This is a genomic window from uncultured Paracoccus sp. (assembly GCF_947496875.1).
Lineage (GTDB): Bacteria > Pseudomonadota > Alphaproteobacteria > Rhodobacterales > Rhodobacteraceae > Paracoccus.
On the sequence record NZ_CANMEH010000003.1, the window covers coordinates 48099 to 65952 of the forward strand.

At 65.4% G+C, this 17854-nt stretch carries 15 protein-coding genes and 1 other RNA gene; 4 read left to right on the forward strand and 12 right to left on the reverse strand.

From position 1 onward, the window contains the following. The first annotated feature begins 96 nt into the window (after positions 1-96). Positions 97-723 carry an inner membrane-spanning protein YciB gene (locus Q0938_RS04660; RefSeq protein WP_299359721.1) on the forward strand — a complete coding sequence of 209 codons (627 nt, stop codon included), beginning with the start codon at positions 97-99 and terminating at the stop codon, positions 721-723. Here the strand turns inward: Q0938_RS04660 and Q0938_RS04665 are convergent. The 3 genes from Q0938_RS04665 to rnpB form a co-directional block, all read right to left on the reverse strand. Then, positions 696-1595, reverse strand: a complete 900-nt coding sequence (locus Q0938_RS04665; RefSeq protein WP_299359724.1) for a DUF726 domain-containing protein — start codon at positions 1593-1595, stop codon at positions 696-698. The two genes, Q0938_RS04660 and Q0938_RS04665, sit on opposite strands and share 28 nt — an antisense overlap. 186 nt (positions 1596-1781) lie before the next feature. Then, positions 1782-1949 carry a 50S ribosomal protein L33 gene (gene rpmG / locus Q0938_RS04670; protein WP_299359726.1) on the reverse strand — a complete coding sequence of 56 codons (168 nt, stop codon included), beginning with the start codon at positions 1947-1949 and terminating at the stop codon, positions 1782-1784. A gap of 187 nt (positions 1950-2136) precedes the next feature. Then, positions 2137-2514: RNase P RNA component class A (rnpB, locus tag Q0938_RS04675), an RNA gene on the reverse strand. A gap of 98 nt (positions 2515-2612) precedes the next feature. On the opposite strand from rnpB, the gene Q0938_RS04680 reads away from it, so the two are divergent. After that, complete coding sequence (locus Q0938_RS04680) at positions 2613-3356, forward strand: hypothetical protein (protein ID WP_299359729.1); 744 nt, start codon at positions 2613-2615, stop codon at positions 3354-3356. Between the two features lie 65 nt (positions 3357-3421). On the opposite strand, the gene Q0938_RS04685 is transcribed toward Q0938_RS04680, so the two are convergent. After that, positions 3422-5815: an ATP-dependent helicase gene (locus Q0938_RS04685; RefSeq protein WP_299359731.1), complete on the reverse strand. Its 2394-nt coding sequence runs from the start codon at positions 5813-5815 to the stop codon at positions 3422-3424. Positions 5816-5881: 66 nt separating this feature from the next. Continuing rightward, entirely contained in the window at positions 5882-6850 is a 969-nt protein-coding gene (locus Q0938_RS04690) for a TerC family protein (RefSeq protein ID WP_299359733.1), read from the reverse strand. 149 nt (positions 6851-6999) lie between these two features. Here Q0938_RS04690 and metZ point away from each other — a divergent pair, with 149 nt between their 5' ends. Together metZ and folE2 are read left to right on the forward strand one after the other, a co-directional pair. Beyond that, complete coding sequence (gene metZ / locus Q0938_RS04695; protein WP_299359735.1) at positions 7000-8163, forward strand: O-succinylhomoserine sulfhydrylase; 1164 nt, start codon at positions 7000-7002, stop codon at positions 8161-8163. Positions 8164-8242: 79 nt separating this feature from the next. Continuing rightward, a complete protein-coding gene (gene folE2, locus Q0938_RS04700; RefSeq protein ID WP_299359738.1) occupies positions 8243-9208 on the forward strand; it encodes a GTP cyclohydrolase FolE2 in 966 nt (321 codons plus the stop codon). Positions 9209-9283: 75 nt separating this feature from the next. On the opposite strand, the gene Q0938_RS04705 is transcribed toward folE2, so the two are convergent. From Q0938_RS04705 to Q0938_RS04735, 7 genes are all read right to left on the reverse strand, one after another. Further along, positions 9284-9643 (reverse strand): hypothetical protein, encoded by a 360-nt coding sequence (locus Q0938_RS04705; RefSeq protein WP_299359741.1) that lies wholly within the window; start codon positions 9641-9643, stop codon positions 9284-9286. A 43-nt stretch (positions 9644-9686) separates the two neighbouring features. Further along, complete coding sequence (gene ileS, locus Q0938_RS04710) at positions 9687-12629, reverse strand: isoleucine--tRNA ligase (protein ID WP_299359743.1); 2943 nt, start codon at positions 12627-12629, stop codon at positions 9687-9689. 407 nt (positions 12630-13036) lie between these two features. Next, positions 13037-13195: a hypothetical protein gene (locus tag Q0938_RS04715; protein WP_299359745.1), complete on the reverse strand. Its 159-nt coding sequence runs from the start codon at positions 13193-13195 to the stop codon at positions 13037-13039. After that, a complete protein-coding gene (locus Q0938_RS04720) occupies positions 13188-14561 on the reverse strand; it encodes an amidase (protein WP_299359748.1) in 1374 nt (457 codons plus the stop codon). Before Q0938_RS04720 ends, Q0938_RS04715 begins: the two co-directional genes overlap by 8 nt. Beyond that, on the reverse strand, positions 14551-15969 hold the full coding sequence (locus Q0938_RS04725; RefSeq protein ID WP_299359750.1) for a TRAP transporter large permease subunit: 1419 nt from the start codon (positions 15967-15969) through the stop codon (positions 14551-14553). Before Q0938_RS04725 ends, Q0938_RS04720 begins: the two co-directional genes overlap by 11 nt. A 15-nt stretch (positions 15970-15984) precedes the next feature. Then, complete coding sequence (locus Q0938_RS04730; protein ID WP_299359752.1) at positions 15985-16602, reverse strand: TRAP transporter small permease subunit; 618 nt, start codon at positions 16600-16602, stop codon at positions 15985-15987. A 51-nt stretch (positions 16603-16653) separates the two neighbouring features. Further along, the gene (locus tag Q0938_RS04735) at positions 16654-17796 is read right to left on the reverse strand and encodes a TRAP transporter substrate-binding protein (RefSeq protein ID WP_299359754.1); all 1143 of its coding nucleotides are present in this window, start codon (positions 17794-17796) and stop codon (positions 16654-16656) included. Positions 17797-17854 lie beyond the last annotated feature (58 nt).

The window sequence follows — 17854 nt, forward strand, 5'->3', positions numbered from 1 at the left end:
CAAGGATGGCCGACGCGCGCCCTTGCCGTCGGCGGCATCACGCGCGAAGAACCGTCGGTCAGACTGGGACCTGGATAGCGCTGCAGAGGAAGTGACATGGTCAAGACAAAGCCCTGGGTGAAGCCGCTGCTGGAATACACCCCTCTGGTGGTCTTTTTCGTGGCGTTCATGTGGCTGAAGTCCCGCACGGTCAGCTTTGCGGGGACAGAGTATGGCGGCATGGTCGGCGCCACGCTGATCTTTCTGCCTGTCCTGATCGGCTGCACCCTCGCGCTGTGGGCGCTGACCGGGCGGCTGTCGGCCATGCAGTTGATGACCCTGGTCCTGGTCGTCGTGTTCGGTGGACTGACCGTGTGGCTGAACGATCCGCGGTTCTTCAAGATGAAGCCGACGATGATCTATGCCCTGTTCGCGGGTCTGCTGGCGCTGGGCCTGGCACTGCGGCGGAACTGGCTGGAGCTTGTGCTGGGTGAGGCCTTGCCCCTGACCCATGCGGGCTGGCGGGTGCTGACCATCCGACTGGTCTGGTTCTTCATTGCCATGGCAGCGGCCAACGAGGTGCTGCGCCGTGGCACCGATCCCGGTGGCTTCATGGGGCTGATGCTGACGGATCAGACCTGGGTGAACTTCAAGACCTTTGGCCTGCCGCTCGCCACGTTCCTGTTCTTCATCCTGAACGGGCGGCTGTTTGCGCGTCACGCCCTGCCGAGGGACACCGACTGAGACGCCCGCAGGCTGAACAGACGTGACCAGCGCCGCGCCTGGCGATCGGGAAGATGGCGGGCCAGCAGCGGCAAGGGCAGTGACCAGGGCTGGCACAGTGCCGCACGATACAGATCGAACATGCCGGTCCGGAGATAGGGTGACCAGTGACAGGTCCGCGATCCCGGCGCCGATACCGGAAACCCGAGCGCGCGCAGCCCGTCCAGCACGCCCGGCTGGTCGATCTGCAGATCGATCCAGTTGTCCTGCCGGTGGCTCAGTCCCAGTCCCACCGTCCCCACACGACCGCCGCGCAGCAGCAACTCGATCCCGAAGTCATATGGATCGTTTTCGCGGGTTGTCACATTGATGATCTCGGCCAGCATCCCGGCGGGGCTGGACACCACCTGTTCGGCGCAGTCACGAAACTCTGCGCCCGCAAGCAGCACGACACGTCCGATCGCACCCGGCGCGACCCGGGCGAGGGCCGAGAGCGCCACGCGCGCCCCAAGTGAGTGTCCGATAACCGCGACGGGGCGCCGGGAGGTGATCGCGAGGCGATCGATGAGCAGGGCCAGTTCCGCGCCCGCCTCGGCCGCCCGCGCATAGGCGCCACGCAGATGGCCCCGGGCTTCCCAGCCATAGGCGATCGCGAGGCCTTCGTCCCCCTGTTGCGTGAAGCCCAGCTCTGCGGGCCATGAAACCGCACGTCGCAGCCCGGGTGCGGGGGTCAGTGAAAGGATGTGCCGGTGCGGATCGTGGTCGGGATCCGAGGGAGAGAATCGGTAGCCATGGACCATGACCACCAGCGGGCCGCGGTCCGGCAGGCGTTTCGCCGCGGCCCACGCTTCCGGGCATGCATTTTCACCGGCATTAACGACGTGAAGCGCCATGGCTGCATCCCTCGGGTCTGTGGCAACACGCCGAGACGTTGCGCGAAAGCTGCGACGTCCATGTGACCCGTGCATGAAGCATACACGACAAATGCTGAATGAAACCCGAACATAACGTGAGAAGCGGCGCAACACAGCGCGGCAGGCCCCGTCAGGGGCGCCGAAGTAACCGGATCGGGTGACCGGTTACTTGATCTTGCCTTCCTTGTACTCGACGTGCTTGCGCACGACGGGATCGTATTTGGTGACCGTCATCTTGTCGGTCATGGTGCGCGCGTTCTTCTTGGTCACGTAGAAGTGGCCGGTCCCCGCGCTGGAGTTGAGGCGGATCTTGATGGTGGTCGGCTTCGCCATGTTCGTCGCTCCTGCTCGGGTGCGACCTGAAACGGCCGTGGGGCACCCGTGGAATTCCTTGGAGCCAGCCTTTTACGCGTGCGCCCGCCGGTGTCAACAGGTGCGAGGCGCGTCATGCGGGTTGAGCGGTGTCACCCGGATGAGCGCATTCGCTTCACTCAACCGGTCCCGTGTCTCTGGCACAGTAGCGCGCGGATGGCCTGTAAGCCGGGTTCTGTCCGGGGCCGTGTGGCCCGTGGATGACCATTCCTCTGGCCCCGGCGTTGCCGACGGGGTCTAGCTGCCAACCCGGATCTGCTGGGGCGCAGGCGGCCCTGCGGAGCAAGCCCCGCGCGCGATCCCTATTCGGCATTGCTCCCGGTGGGGCTTGCCGTGCCCGGACCGTTACCGGCCCGGCGGTGGGCTCTTACCCCACCGTTTCACCCTTGCCGCGTGGATGCGGCGGACTGTTCTCTGTGGCGCTTTCCCTGGGGTCTCCCCCGCCGGGCGTTACCCGGCACCGTGCCTGCATGGAGCCCGGACTTTCCTCGAGCGGCACGCCGCCCGCGGTCATCCAGCCATCCGCGCAGGGATCAGGTAGGAGGACAGAATGGCCAAGTCAACTCCGGGTAGTGTGTCAGTAATGCGACACATGAGTGACACCTAAGTAAGCTCTCGTTACGCTTGGACGAAAGGTTTTCCGAGTGTCAGGAGTTTTTCATGGTCAGTTGGCCGTCGACGTTAAGAGAGCACGCGGCGCCCGTTCCGGCGTTCACAATGCTGCACGCCATCATCCTTGTCTGGGGGCTCCTCTGGGGAGCGAGTACCCTTCAGGACCTTGCAGGCCTGGATGCGGAAACGCGGGTCTGGCTGCTGGATGTCGACGCGGAACGCAGCTTCTACACTTGGTTCTCACAGCTTCTGCTGGGTCTCGTCGGATTGGTTCTCGTCGACACGGGCCGCAAGACATGGGCCGATGATCGGGTGTTCGGTGCTCAATTCATCGCCCTCGGACTGGTGTTCATCCTGCTGTCGGCAGACGAAGGCTTGAGCTTTCACGAAGCATTTTCTGCCACGCTAGCTGGGAGGGGCGTAGGCGGTCTGGCTTTCGCGTGGGTCATCCCGGCCGCGATACTCTGTGCAATCGGTCTTATTCTGGCAGTTCCCTTCCTGCGCAGGCTGACACCACCGGTGCGCCGCATGATGCTGGCGTCAGGCGGCCTGTTCCTGTTCGGCGCCCTGGTGATGGAGGCTTTCGGGGGAGAGGTGTTGGCGGCGCATGCGGGAGATATCCTGGCGCACCCGTACCGGATGCTGGTCGGGATCGAGGAAGGCGCCGAGGGGCTGGGTGTGATCCTGTTCCTGGTGGCCCTGGGGCGGCATCGGAACGAAGCCGGGCTGTCCCCGGATCTGGCGCTGATGCGCTAGGAGACGATCGACGGTGAGGAGGCGGTTTGCCTGTCGAACCCTGTGCGTGCTGACAGAACCCGCGCTCAGAACGGCACGTCCGACTGCTCTTCGGCGCCCGCCGGCTGGACATAGGCGGCCTTGATCGTCTTGAAGCCGGCCGGGAACTGGACCGTCAGGGTGTCTTCGGCGATCCCCATGACGGTGCCCGTCCCGAATTTCTGATGATAGACCCTGTCGCTGACAGCGAACCGGGCGGCAGGTTCCGCGTCGATCACCACCGGCGTGCGATGGACTGGCTGCGCCCGCTGACCGGCGCGTTCCTGCATCCGCTTCCACCCCGGCGAGTTGTAGACGTCTGCGCGCGCGGCCTTTTCGTGCATCATCGACGGAGCCATCGGCTGTGCCGCCGCGCCGTAACCGCCGCCATACAGACCTGGCGGCGTCAGCACCTCGACGTGTTCCACGGGCAACTCGTCGATGAAGCGCGAGGGCAGCGATGACTGCCACTGGCCGTACATTCGCCGGTTCCCGGCGAAGCTGATGCTGGCAAGCTGTTCGGCCCGCGTGATTCCGACATAGGCCAGGCGGCGCTCCTCCTCCAGCCCCTTGACGCCGGACTCGTCCATGCTGCGCTGCGACGGGAACAGCCCGTCCTCCCACCCCGGCAGGAACACGATCGGATATTCCAGCCCCTTGGCCGCATGCAGGGTCATGATGCTGACCTCCTCGGCCTGCTCGCCGTCCGAGGCGTCCATCACCAAGGCGACATGCTCCAGGAAACCCTGCAGGTTCTCGAACTCCTCCAGCGCCTTGACGAGTTCCTTCAGGTTCTCCAGCCGCCCCGGGGCGTCGGGCGACTTGTCGTTCTGCCACATCGCGGTGTAGCCGGATTCATCCAGGATACGTTCCGCCAGCTCAACATGACTGACGGTGCCGTCCAGCGCATCGGCGTGCCAGCGCCCCATCTGCGCGACGAGGATCCGCAAGGCAGCCGCACCCTTTCCCGACAGGGCATCATTTGCGACGGCGGCCGCCGCGCCTTCGGTCAGCGACAGGCCACGCGATCGCGCCTCGCGCTGAATCGTCTGCACGGCCTTGTCGCCCAGGCCGCGCTTGGGCACGTTGACGATGCGCTCGAAGGCCAGATCGTCGGCGGGGCTGACCGCCAGTCGGAAATAGGCCATCGCGTCCCGGATTTCCTGGCGTTCATAGAAACGCGGGCCGCCGATCACGCGATAGGGCAGCCCTATGGTCATGAACCGGTCCTCGAACGCGCGCATCTGGTGCGTGGCGCGGACGAGGATGGCGATGTCGTTCAGGCTGCGCTTGCCGATCGAATGGCGGTGGCCGCCGTGGAATGCCTCGATTTCCTCGCCGATCCAGCGGGCCTCGGCCTCGCTGTCCCAATGCCCTATCAGCCGGACCTTTTCACCGCCGTCCGCCTCGGTCCACAGGGTCTTGCCCAGTCGCCCCTTGTTGGCCGCAATCAGCCCGGATGCCGCGGCCAGGATATGCGGGGTCGACCGGTAATTCTGCTCAAGCCGGATCACCTGCGCGCCGGGAAAATCCTGTTCGAAGCGCAGGATGTTGCCGACCTCGGCCCCGCGCCATCCATAGATCGACTGGTCGTCGTCGCCGACACAGCAGATGTTCCGGTGCGCCTGGGCCAGCAGCCGCAACCACAGATACTGGGCCACGTTCGTGTCCTGATATTCGTCAACCAGGATGTAGCTGAACCGGTCCTGCCATTGCCGCAGCACGTCCGGATGTGCCTGGAACAGCGTCACGCAGTGCAGCAGCAGATCGCCGAAATCGGTGGCGTTCAGCTCCAGCAGTCGGCGCTGGTACTGCGCGTACAGTGCCGCACCGCGTCCGTCATAGGCGTGCGATTCGCCCCCGGGTACCCGGGACGGCGTCAGGGCGCGGTTCTTCCACCCGTCGATGAGACCGGCCAGCATCCGTGCCGGCCAGCGCTTCTCGTCGATGTTTTCGGCGGCAATCAGCTGCTTCAGCAGGCGGATCTGATCATCCGTGTCCAGAATCGTGAAGCTGGGTTTCAGGTGCAGGTCGCGGTCGCCGATCAACTCGGCATGCTGGCGCAGGATCTTGACGCTGATCGAGTGGAACGTCCCCAGCCACGGCAAGCCCTCGACCGCTTCACCCAGCAACCTGCCGACCCGGTTCTTCATCTCGCGCGCGGCCTTGTTGGTGAAGGTCACCGCCAGGATGCGTCCGGGCGTCGCGCGCCCCTGGGTCAGCAGATGCGCAATTCGGGTCGTGAGCGCGCGCGTCTTGCCGGTGCCAGCGCCCGCAAGCAGCAGGACCGGACCGTCCAGAGTCTCGACCGCCTGCCGCTGGGCGGCATTGAGCCCCTCCAGATAGGTCAAAGGACGCGCTGCCATCGCCCGCTGTGACAGAGGAATGCCGGCCTGCGGCAGGGCCGCCTCGAATGCGTCGGAGTCGTCGAACGGGTTCATGCCGGCAGCATAGACGACACGGCTTGCGGTTGAAAGACCGTGTTCACGGTACGTTCCCGCCTCGCCTCATCCGTGCCGCAGCGACGCGGTCCTGACCAGCGACAGGATGACGCCACCGGCAAGGATCACGAACGTCACCCCAAGCGAGAGCAGCGGCGGGCCCTTTTCGATGCCCACGATCTCTGCGCCGATCACCTTGCCGCCGATGAAGATCAGCAGGATGGCGAGGGCCCGTTTCAGATAGGCAAAGCGGTGCAGGATCGCCGCCAGGGCAAAGTACAGTGCCCGCAGACCGAGAATGGCAAAGATGTTCGAGGTGTAGACCAGATACGGGTCTGTCGTGATCGCAAAGATGGCGGGCACCGAGTCGATGGCAAAGATCAGGTCGGCCACCTCGATCACCACCAGGGCAAGGAACAGCGGCGTGACGAACGTCCGCATCGCCCCCGACCTGCCGGGCTGCCGCACGAAGAACCGGTTGCCGACAAAGCCGTCGGTGACTCGCAGGTGCCGGGTCAGCCACGCCAGCGCGAGGTTCTGCGACAGATCCGCTTCCTCGTCATCGGCCATCAGCATCTTGATGCCGGTGAACACCAGGAACACGGCAAAGATCAGCAGCACCCAGTCATAGCGCTGCACGAACGCGGCACCGAAACCGATCATGATCGCGCGCAGCATGATGACGCCCAGAATGCCCCAGAACAGCACACGCTGCTGCAGGTGTCGCGGCACCGCGAAAAACCCGAAGATCGTCGCGATGACAAAGACGTTGTCCATCGCCAGAGATTTCTCGACAATGAACCCGGTCCAGTATTCCAGCGCGGATGTCTGCCCCAGCTGCCACCAGACGAATCCCCCGAACAGCAGTCCGATGGTGATGTAGAACGCCGACAGCATCAGCGACTTGCGCACGCCGATTTCATGATCGCCGCGATTCAGGACGCCAAGGTCCAGCACCAGCAGGATCAGAACGGCCGCCAGAAAGGCGCCCCACATCCAGATGGGCTGACCTAGAAACATGGCGGTGAGATCCATTGCGATTCCTCTGCAAACCGGGGTGATGCGACCGACATCACGATACGCAGAGATCGCCAGAGGGACCCGGTCGGGTTCCACATCGGAAACCCGGGCGCTGCTCTCAAGTGCCCGTTGCGCTTTCCGGACTCCCGGCGTAACGCGACATCATGTCCACCAGCCATCATCCCCGTACCCGCGCCGTTCACGCCGGCATCCGGCGCAGCCAGTATGGCGAACTTGCCGAGGCGTTGTTCCTGACCCAGGGTTTCGCCTATGACTCGGCCGGGCAGGCCGAGGCGCGATTCCAGCAGTCCGGGCCCGACGAATTCATCTATGCCCGCTATGGCAACCCGACCTCGCGCATGTTCGAGGATCGGATGGCCGCGCTGGAGGGGACCGAGGATGCGTTCGCCACGGCATCCGGGATGGCGGCCGTGAACGGGGCACTGATGGCGATGGTGCGGCCTGGTGATCGCGTCGTCGCCGCCCGGCAGCTGTTCGGGTCATGCCTCTACGTGCTCGACATCCTGCGCCGGTTCGGGGTTGAGGTGGTGCTGCTGAACGGCACCGACCTGGCGGCCTGGGACCAGGCGGTGACACCGGGCACCCGCGCGGTGTTCTTCGAAAGCGTGTCGAACCCGGTGCTGGAGGTGATGGACATCGCAGGCATTGCGGAGATCGCGCATGCCGCGGGGGCGACCGTCGTCGTGGACAACGTGTTCGTCACCCCGGTCTTTTCCCGCGCCGTCGATCTGGGCGCCGACGTGGTCATCTATTCCACCACCAAGCATGTCGATGGCGGCGGCCGCTGTCTGGGCGGGGTGATCTGCGGCACCCGGAGTTTCGTCCGCGAGGTGGCCGAACCCTATCTGAAACACACCGGCGCGGCGATCAGCCCGTTCAATGCGTGGCTGATGCTGAACGGTCTGGCAACGATGGACCTGCGGGTGCGGGCGATGGCGGACAGCGCCGCCCGGATCGCCGACACGCTGCACGGAGCGGGCGTGCGGACGATCTATCCCGGGCTGCCGGACCATCCCCAGCACGACCTTGCGGCGCGCCAGATCGGATCGGGCGGGACGATGATCGCGTTCGACATGGGATCGAAGGACGCGGCGTTCCGTGTGCTGGACCGGCTGCAGCTGATCAGCCTGTCGAACAACCTGGGCGACGCAAAGTCCATCGCGACCCATCCGGCGACCACGACCCACCAGCGGCTGTCCGAGGCCGATCGCGCGCTGGCGGGGATCACGCCGGGCATGGTCCGGCTTTCGGTCGGCCTGGAACATCCCGACGATCTTGTCGCTGATCTGATGCAGGCGATCGGCTGAGCCGGCTTCCACTTTGTCGCCCGGCCCCCCATATCGGTCCGGTCCGAATGGCAGGAACAGCGCCCATGACCATCAGCCAATGACCGTGAACCGCCCCATGAACCCGGCGTTGCCCGCCTTGAACCGGATCTATCCAGGCGATTTCGCCGTCGATGAACAATATCGCGCCAGCCTGCCCGATCTGCAGAACGGTCCGGCCAGCCTGATCATCGGCGCCCGGCGCGCCATCCAGCATGTGGGGATTTCCAATTTCCGCCTGCCGATCCGCTATCGGCGCAAGGACGACGGAGAGATCACGCTGGAAACCAGCGTCACCGGAACCGTAAGCCTGGACGCCGACCGCAAGGGCATCAACATGTCGCGGATCATGCGGTCGTTCTATGCGCATGCCGACGCGCAGTTCTCGCTGGCGGTGCTGGAATCGGCCGTCAGCGACTACAAGGATCATCTGGACGCGTTCGACGCGCGCATCCAGATGCGGTTTTCGTACCCGATGCGGGTCAGTTCGCTGCGCTCCGGGCTGGAGGGGTGGCAGTACTACGACATCACCATGGAGCTGATCGACCAGGGGGGCGAGCGGATGCGGATCATGCATCTGGATTACGTCTATTCCTCGACCTGCCCCTGTTCGCTCGAACTGTCCGAACATGCGCGTGAAAGTCGCGCGCAACTGGCCACGCCCCATTCGCAGCGGTCGATCGCCCGCATTTCCGTCGTCATGCAGGATGACCAGCCCAAGCTGTGGTTCGAGGACATGGTTGCGCTCTGTCGCCAGGCGGTGGCCACGGAAACCCAGGTCATGGTCAAGCGCGAGGACGAGCAGGCGTTTGCCGAACTGAACGCTGCCAACCCGATCTTTGTCGAGGATGCGGTCCGTGCCTTTGCTCAGACGCTGCTGGACGATCCGCGCATCGGCGATTTCAGGGTGATCGCCAGCCATCAGGAATCACTGCATTCGCACGATGCGGTCAGCCTGCTGACCGAGGGCCCGACCTTCGCGCAGGTCAGCCTGGATCCGATGACCTTTGCCGGGCTGCGCGCCTGAGGATTCCGGCGCGCACGCGCAAACCCGCCGCCGACCGTCGCGCTGCGGCGTTTGTCGCAGGCGGATGCAGCGTTCTCAGTCCTCGACCAGCTGCTGCGCGGAAACGGCGCAGTGGATGGCGGGGTCGGCACCCGGATTCGCCGTGCAGTCGGACAATCCGCGCAGCGAGTCGATGGTCCCGCCGCTTGCAGGCTCTGCAGGCAGGGTGATGAGATAGGCGGCATCCATCTCGGTGGCGGCGTGGTCGTAGGGCGCAAACCGCAGATCGGTCTCGATGCAGCGCGCGGCCGCGATCTGATAACCTGCGCCGGCCAGCATTCCGGTCACCGTCTCGGACTTGGTCGCGCATTCCCCGGCGTCCGCCGTTGCGCTGAACGAGACATGCGGCGCATCGGTGTGACCGAGCGTCACGATGACCAGGACGGTTGCAAGCATCGCTGCTCCTTTCAAGTCAGGCGGGACAGGCCGCGGCGCGTCCTCAGAAATCCGACGCGTCAAGCACCGCATCGCAGCGGCCGCATGTCGCGGGATGATTGTGGGCGCCGACATCGGGCAGGATCTTCCAGCAGCGCTGGCATTTCTCTCCGGTTGCCGTTTCGAACACCACGCCGATGCCCGGGTGTTCCGGCATCCGGAACGCCTCTGCCGGGGCGGGGTCGTCCGTCAGTTCCAGATCCGACGTGATGCACACATCTGCGAAGCTGACCGATTTCAGTGCCGCCAGCGTCTCGTCGTCCTCGACATGGACGACCGGCGCGGCCTCCAGGCTGGCACCAATGGTCTTGTCGGCGCGGCGCAGTTCCAGCGCGGCGGTGACCACCCGGCGGGCCCGGCGCACCCGTTCCCATTTCCGGGCGAGGGGGTCGTTCAGCCAGTCCCCCGGCGTGGTAGGGAAGTCATGCAGGTGGACGCTGTCCGCGTCGGATGGGAACCGCGACAGCCACACATCCTCCATGGTGAAGGGCAGGATCGGCGCAAGCCAGGTCGTCAGGCGATGGAACAGCAGGTCCAGCACCGTGCGCGCCGATTGGCGTCGGATGCTGTCCGCCCCGTCGCAATAGAGCGAATCCTTGCGGATGTCGAAATAGAACGCCGACAGATCGACGGTGGCGAACTGGAACAGCGCCTGGAACACCCCCTGGAAGTCATAGGCGTCGTACCCATGCCGCACCGTGTCATCCAGCTGCGCCAGACGGTGCAGGACCCACCGCTCAAGCTCGGGCATGCGGTCCGGGGCGACCCGCTCGGAATCACTGAATCCGGCCAGATTGCCCAGCATGAATCGCAGGGTATTGCGCAGCCGGCGATAGCTGTCGGCGGCACCCTTCAGGATCTCGGGTCCGATCCGCAGATCGGCGGTATAGTCGGACTGCGCCACCCACAGACGCAGGATATCGGCGCCGTACTGGTCGATGACCTGTTGCGGGGCGATGGTGTTGCCCAGCGACTTGGACATCTTCATGCCCTTTTCGTCCAGCGTGAAGCCGTGGGTCAGCACGCCGCGATAGGGCGCCCGCCCCCTGGTGGCGCAGGCTTGCAGAAGCGAGGACTGGAACCAGCCGCGGTGCTGGTCGGTGCCCTCCAGATACAGGTCGGCGATCCCGTCGGCGGCGCCATCGGCCCGATCGCGCAGCACGAAGGCGTGGGTGGATCCGCTGTCGAACCATACATCCAGGACGTCCATGACCTGCTCGTAGTCGTCGGGGTCCGCGATGCCATCGAGCATCTGGTTCTTGAAACCGTCGCGATACCAGACATCTGCGCCCTCGGCCTCGAACGCGGAGACGATGCGGTCGTTCACGCGGGGATCGCGGAGCAGGAAATCCGGGTCATCCGGTCGCGCTCCGCGCCGGACAAAGCAGGTCAGCGGGACCCCCCACAGACGCGATCGCGACAGGTTCCAGTCCGGACGGGTCTCGACCATGGCATGGATGCGGTTGCGCCCGGTCTGCGGCGTCCACTTCACCAGACGATCGATGCTGGTCAGGGCACGGGCCCGGATCGTGCGGCCGTAGTCGTCCTGCCCGTCGTCCAGCGCCCGGTCGATGGCTGCGAACCACTGCGCGGTGTTGCGATAGATCAACGGCGCCTTGGACCGCCAGCTGTGCGGATAACTGTGCCGGATCTTCCCCTTGGCCAGCAGCGCGCCGGCATAGGCCAGCTGCTTGATGACGCTGACATTGGCCGGGCCGTCCTTGCCGTCAGGCCCGATGATCGCCTGTCCGCCGAACAGCGGCAGGTCGGCGCGGAAGCTGCCGTCATCCTCGACATTGAAGGTCATCGGCAGGCCGTTGGCCTGGCCCAGCAGAAAGTCGTCCTCGCCGTGGCTGGGCGCGGTATGGACAAAGCCGGTGCCCGCCTCGTCCGTGACATGCTCGCCCGGCAGCATGGGCACGTCATAGTCCCATTCGCCTGCGGCGTCGGCCACGCCGCGGAACGGATGGGCGAGAGTCAGGCCGGCCAGTTCCGCGGCGGTCACCGCGCGCAGCCGCTGATACTGGCCCGCCTCCAGCTTTGCCGCGGTGAACACTTCCGCGGCAAGCTTGTCGGCCAGCAGGTAAAGACCGCCGCCAACGGCCTGACTCTGCTCGGTACGGTCGGTCACCTCGTAGAGCCCATAGGCGATGTCGGGGTTGAAAGCGACGGCCCGGTTCTGCGGCAGGGTCCAGGGCGTAGTGGTCCAGATGACCACCGAGGCCTGCGCCAGGTCGTCCGATGCGCCGGCGGCGATCCGGAACGGCACCCAGATCGTGTGGCTGGTGTGGTCGTGATACTCCACCTCGGCCTCGGCCAGCGCGGTCCTTTCGACCGGCGACCACATGACCGGCTTGGACCCCTGATACAGTGCCCCGTTCATCAGCAGCTTCATGCACTCGCCGGCGATCACCGCCTCGGCGTGGTAGTTCATCGTCAGATAGGGATCGTCCCACTTGCCGGTGACGCCGAGGCGCTTGAATTCCTCGCGCTGCACATCGATCCAGTGATCGGCAAAGCGACGGCATTCCTGCCGGAACGCGATGGGGTCCACCGCATCCTTGTCCTGCCCCCGGGCGCGATACTGTTCCTCGATCTTCCATTCGATTGGCAGGCCGTGACAGTCCCAGCCCGGCACATAGCGCGCGTCGCGGCCCATCATCTGCTGGCTGCGAACGATGAAATCCTTCAGCACCTTGTTCAGGGCGTGGCCGATATGAAGGTTGCCGTTGGCGTAGGGCGGGCCGTCATGCAGGATGAACGGCGGCCGGTCATCTGCCTGCGCCCGCAGCCGGTCATAGATGCCCAGCCTTTCCCAGCGGGCCAGCCACTCCGGCTCGCGCTGCGGCAGACCGGCCCGCATGGGAAATCCGGTTTCCGGCAGGAAGATGGTGGTGCGATAGTCGGGCAGGTCGGTGGCGGTCGGATCGGCGGTCTGGGCGGCCATGGGATCATCCTTGGGCATGCGGGAAAGCGTCATCCCGACAGCGCGAACATCTCACACTGCCGGGCGAATAATTCGAATGATCCAGCCCGCGTCGAACATGCCGGCGGTTATAGGAAGCACCGTCCGGGCCGGCAAGGGGCCGGCGGCGGAGAGGACGGTCTACCCGGGCCGATGGCGGCGGACATGGCCGCGCTGGCGGCGCAACCTAGGGCGAGCGCCAGTTTGACGGGATGATGAGCCGGATTGCGTCCGGCCGGCGCGAGGGATGTTGAGTTCTGCCGGGCCCGCGATCAGACCGCGCTAGGCCAGTCCTCTTCGAGCGTGCGCGTCGCTGAAGCTCATGCGTTCGGCATCACAGGCCCACAGGCGCACAGGCCCACAGGCCCACAGGCCCACAGGCGAGATCGTCACGTCCGGTCGCGCGGCGCAAAGAAATCCCATGCCACCAGCGCCAATGTGATGACCACGACCGCCCCGAGGTCGATCATCGGGACGTGCCACATCAGCACACCCAGAAACGCCAGCAGGGCGACAAAGGCCAGGATCTTGCCGATAAAATCAGCCACGGCAAACCTCCTTGGACGGGGCGTCCTGTGTAGCCAGCGCGGTTTCCAGCCACCGCGCGGTGCGCAGCAGGCGGCCATCGTCACCTCTGCGCCCCACCAGCTGCGCTCCCATCGGCAGGCCACTGCCGCTGGTTAGAACAGGCAAGGTGACCGCCGGATGACCGGTAAAGGTGAACAACCCGTTGAAGATGGAATCGCCGGTACTCGCCAGTCCCAGCGGCGCCGGACCTGGCGCGGCGGGGACCAGAATCACGTCGCAGCGGGTCAGGATCTCGTCCAGCGCCGCCGTCAGCACCGGCCGCATGTCGAGCGCGGCGAGGTAATCCGGCGCCGCGACCTCGCGGCCCCGCTCGATTGCGTCGCGGAGCGGCGGACCCAGCTTGTCCCATCCGCGCGCGGCGTAGCTGCGATAGAGATGCGCCATCTCGGCATCGTTGATGCGACCCCGGCTGGCACTCGCATCGTTGAACAGGCGGGGCAGGGTGGTCGGCCAGACCTGATCCCCCAGCCAGGCGGCCAGCTCGGCTAGGCCCCCGCGCATGTCGGCATGCGCGTCGGCGTATCCCGGCAACTCGACAAAGGCGAAGGTGGGCGGCACGGGGGCCGCGGCGGTCGCCTGCGCCAGCAGCGCGGCCGGGGGAACCGGCGCCGCCTGGGGGTCGGCCGGGTCTGGTCCGAAGAGCGCATCGGCCAGCAGGGCCACACCGGCCACGTCGCGGGCGAACACGCCGACCGTGTCGAGACTGGGCGACTGGCTCAGCACGCCACGGCGCGCGATCGCACCGGAGCTGGGCTTGAACCCGACGCAACCGCAATACGACGCCGGCCGGATCACCGACCCGCCGGTCTGGGTCCCGATCGCCAGAGGCGCCATGCCCGCGGCAATGGCGGCGGCGGATCCCGCCGAGGACCCCCCGGGGGTGTGGTCCGGATTGGCCGGGTTTCGCGTGGCCGACGGATGCAGATACTGCAGCTCGGTCGTGACGGTCTTGCCCATGATTAGCCCGCCCGCGGACCGCAGCCGCGAGACGACCGCGGCATCGGTTGCGGGGACCCGGCCCTGGTCGAGCACAGTTCCGTTTTCAGTCGGAATGCCCGCTGTGTCGATGACGTCCTTGATGCCGACCGGCAGGCCATGAAGTGGTCCCAGCGGTCGACCCGACTGGCGATAACGGTCCGCATGTTCGGCCTGCGCCCGCAGGAACCCCGGGTCGAACCATGCAAACGCCCCCACCTGCGGTTCGACCGCCTGGACTCTCGCGATCACCGCATCGGCCAGTTCGGTCGCGCGCAGCGCCGCCGAAGCGATGCGGTCGCGCAGCTCGACGGTATCCAGCGCCAGCAGGGTTGCGGGATCAGTTGCCATAGATTGCCTCGGGCAGGCTGAAGACGATGCCCGGGAAGATGTAGACCATCGCCATCGACAGGAACACCATCATCAGGAACGGCATGACTCCCCGAAAGATGTCCGTCAGCCGGACCTCGGGTGGGGCGATTCCCTTGAGGTAGTAGGCAGACATCGCCATGGGCGGGGTCAGGAACGACGTCTGCAGGTTCAGCGCCACGAGGATGCCGAAGAACAGCGGGTCGATCCCGAAATGCGGCAGCAGGGGCAGGAAGATCGGCACGAAGATGATGATGATCTCGGACCATTCCAGCGGCCAGCCCAGTAGGAAGATGATCAGCTGGGCCAGCAGCAGGAAGGTGAGCGGCGACAAATCGAGCCCGGTGACGAAGGACGAGATCAGCTGCTCGCCCCCGAGATACGAGAACACCGCCGAGAACGTGTAGCTGCCGACGAAGAGCCAGCAGACCATCGCCGTCGTCCGGACGGTCAGGTAGACCGATTCCCGCAGCCGGTCGAAGGTCAGCGCGCGGTAACCTGCCGCCAGCAGGATCCCGCCGAGCGCGCCGATCGACGCGGCCTCGGTCGGGGTTGCCAGACCGAACAGGATGGATCCCAGGACGGCGAGGATCAGGATCGCCAGCGGGAAGAACGACTTGATCAGCAGGATGACCAGTTGACCCCGGGGCATGTCCGGGACCTCTTCGTCGGTTGGGCGGGGCGCAACCGAGGGCTGCAGGATCGACCGGCCGACGACATAGATCAGGTACAATCCCACCAGCAGCAGGCCCGGCAGCATCGCGGCGGCATAGAGCCGGACGATCGAGACGCCCGACGCCGCCGCATAGACGATCAGCATGATCGACGGTGGGATCAGGATGCCCAGCGTTCCGCCCGCGCAGATGATCCCGGATGCAAAGCTGGGATCATAGCGCGACTTTAGCATCGCGGGCAGCGCCAGCAGCCCCATGAGCGTCACCACCGCGCCGACGATGCCGGTGGCCGTGGCGAACAGCGCACAGGTGATCAGCGCCGCCACGCCCATCGAGCCCGGGATGTTCTTGGAGGCGACGTTCAGCGAGGAGAACAGCCGGTCCACGATGTTCGCGCGTTCGACGATGTAGCCCATGAACAGGAACAGCGGGATCGCGGTCAGGACCTCGTTCGCCATGACCGTGTAGGTCTGGTTGATGAACAGGTCGAAGATGCGGTTGTTGAAGAACCCCTCGACCCAGCCGGTGGCCAGGGTCCAGGTGTCGGCATCCTCGGGCAGCCGCTCATAGCCGCGCCACATCCGCCCCGCATCGAAATAGGCATAGTAGCCGAATGCGATCCCCAGGGCCATCAGGGTGAACGCGATCGGGAATCCCAGGAACACGAACAGGATGAAGACACCCAGCATCGCCAGCGCGATTTGCGGATCGGTCACGTGCGGGATCTCCTGTCAGCGGACGGTGCCGCCGGACGGCGGATGTGTGTGATCGGGGTGGTGGACCAGCTCTTCGCCGCGCTCCTGCGCCAGCAGAATCTCGGTCTCTTCGACATCGGGGGTGGCCTCGTGCCAGACGCCGGTGCGAATCGCGATGATGCTGCGAAAGACCTGTGCAATCCCCTGGATGAACAGCAGGATACCGGCAAGAACCAGAATCGACTTGAACTGGTAGATGGGGATCCCGGCGGGGCTGGATGCGCTCACCTCGCCATAGCCGACGGAACGCGCCGCGTATTTCCATCCGGCAAAGATCAGCGCCGTGATCCCCGGAAAGAAGAAGATCACGTAGAGAACCAGATCGATCGTTCCCTGCACGCGCACCGGCCACATCCGGTAGATGAAGTCGCCACGGACATGGCCACCGCGCGACAGGGTGTACGCCCCGCCCACCATGAACAGTGACCCGTACATGATGAAGGACAGCTCGTACGCCCAGGGGGTCGGGCTGTTGAAGAGGTAGCGGACGATCACCTCGTAGCTCATGCCCAGCGTCATCAGCAGCACGAGCCAGCCGAAAGATTTGCCGAACCAGCCCGACAGGCGGTCGGCGAAGTCGATGTAGCGCAGCATCTTGACCGTTCCGATCGGCGGGCGGGACCGCGACGGCCCCGCCCGGTTGCCTTAGAGCGTCACCTTGCCCGGGAAGTAATGCTCGTACGCCAAGGTATAGTCGGGCGCGTTCATCAGTTCATAATAGGTCACGCGCTCGACCCATGCCCGCTGGCTGTCCAGGATCCGCTTCATCAGTTCGTCGGATTCCAGTTCCGGGATCAGCTTGTCCCAGGCGTCGATCTGGGCCGACAGGATGTCCTGCGGGGTACGGTGCACGGTGACGCCGCCTTCCCCGGTCAGCTTGAGCAGGTCGGCGGAATAGTTGTCCATCGCAAAGGCGGTGTTGTAGGTCGAAACCGCCTCGACCGCGTGGCGGAGGATGGCCTGCAGGTCAGGCTCCAGATCTTCCAGGAAATCGCGGTTGAAGAGGAACTCGAACGTCTCGGCGGCCTGGTGATAGGACCCGAGATAGTAGTTCTTGGCGACATCCTGGGCGCCGAAGCGCAGGTCCGACGACGGATTGTTGAATTCGAAGGCGTCGATCACCCCGCGCTCCATCGCGGGGACGATTTCGCCGCCGGGCAGCTGCGCCACCGACAGCCCCATCGACTGCATGACGTCGGCGGCCAGTCCGACGGTGCGGTATTTCATGCCCTGCACGTCGGCCAGGCCGGTGACGGGGTTCTTGAACCAGCCGAATGGCTGGGCCGGCATCGGGAAGCCCATCAGCCCGACCACGTTCATCCCCATCACGTCCTGCACCAGTTCGCGGAAGAACTCCTCTCCGCCGCCCGCGTAGAACCAGGACAACATGGTGGTCGGCGACCCGCCGAAGACCGGGCCGGTGCCGAACAGGGACGCGGCCTTGTTCTTGCCGTACCAGTAGGCGCTGACCGAGTGGCTGGCATCCAGCACGCCGTCATTCACCGCATCGATCACCTGGAACGCGCCGACGACCGCACCGGCCGGCAGCAGGTCGATCTTCAGGCGGCCATTGGACATCGCCTCGACCCGCTCGACATATTGCTGGGCCATGGTCTGCCAGATGTCCGATGCGGGCCACGAGGTCTGCATCTTCATGACCAGCGGCGACTGCGCCAGTACTGCCGGCGCGGCCAGCAGCGAACCGGCCGCGGCGGCGCCGCCACCCACGACACCGGTGCGCAGGAACGATCTGCGGTTCACGCCCTGTGCGATTGTCTTGTCGGTCATCGTCTTCCTCCCTGATGATCCCGCGGGTTTTTCCCGCGCGGAACTGTCGTTACATTGT

Excerpts from the sequence above, each read along its gene's own strand:
- Q0938_RS04660 (WP_299359721.1), top strand. The coding sequence starts at position 97 with ATGGTCAAGACAAAGCCCTGGGTGAAGCCGCTGCTGGAATACACCCCT.
- Q0938_RS04665 (WP_299359724.1), bottom strand. The coding sequence starts at position 1,595 with ATGGCGCTTCACGTCGTTAATGCCGGTGAAAATGCATGCCCGGAAGCG.
- rpmG (WP_299359726.1), bottom strand. The coding sequence starts at position 1,949 with ATGGCGAAGCCGACCACCATCAAGATCCGCCTCAACTCCAGCGCGGGG.
- Q0938_RS04685 (WP_299359731.1), bottom strand. The coding sequence starts at position 5,815 with ATGAACCCGTTCGACGACTCCGACGCATTCGAGGCGGCCCTGCCGCAG.
- Q0938_RS04690 (WP_299359733.1), bottom strand. The coding sequence starts at position 6,850 with ATGGATCTCACCGCCATGTTTCTAGGTCAGCCCATCTGGATGTGGGGC.
- metZ (WP_299359735.1), top strand. The coding sequence starts at position 7,000 with ATGTCCACCAGCCATCATCCCCGTACCCGCGCCGTTCACGCCGGCATC.
- folE2 (WP_299359738.1), top strand. The coding sequence starts at position 8,243 with ATGACCGTGAACCGCCCCATGAACCCGGCGTTGCCCGCCTTGAACCGG.
- Q0938_RS04705 (WP_299359741.1), bottom strand. The coding sequence starts at position 9,643 with ATGCTTGCAACCGTCCTGGTCATCGTGACGCTCGGTCACACCGATGCG.
- ileS (WP_299359743.1), bottom strand. The coding sequence starts at position 12,629 with ATGGCCGCCCAGACCGCCGATCCGACCGCCACCGACCTGCCCGACTAT.
- Q0938_RS04720 (WP_299359748.1), bottom strand. The coding sequence starts at position 14,561 with ATGGCAACTGATCCCGCAACCCTGCTGGCGCTGGATACCGTCGAGCTG.
- Q0938_RS04730 (WP_299359752.1), bottom strand. The coding sequence starts at position 16,602 with ATGCTGCGCTACATCGACTTCGCCGACCGCCTGTCGGGCTGGTTCGGC.
- Q0938_RS04735 (WP_299359754.1), bottom strand. The coding sequence starts at position 17,796 with ATGACCGACAAGACAATCGCACAGGGCGTGAACCGCAGATCGTTCCTG.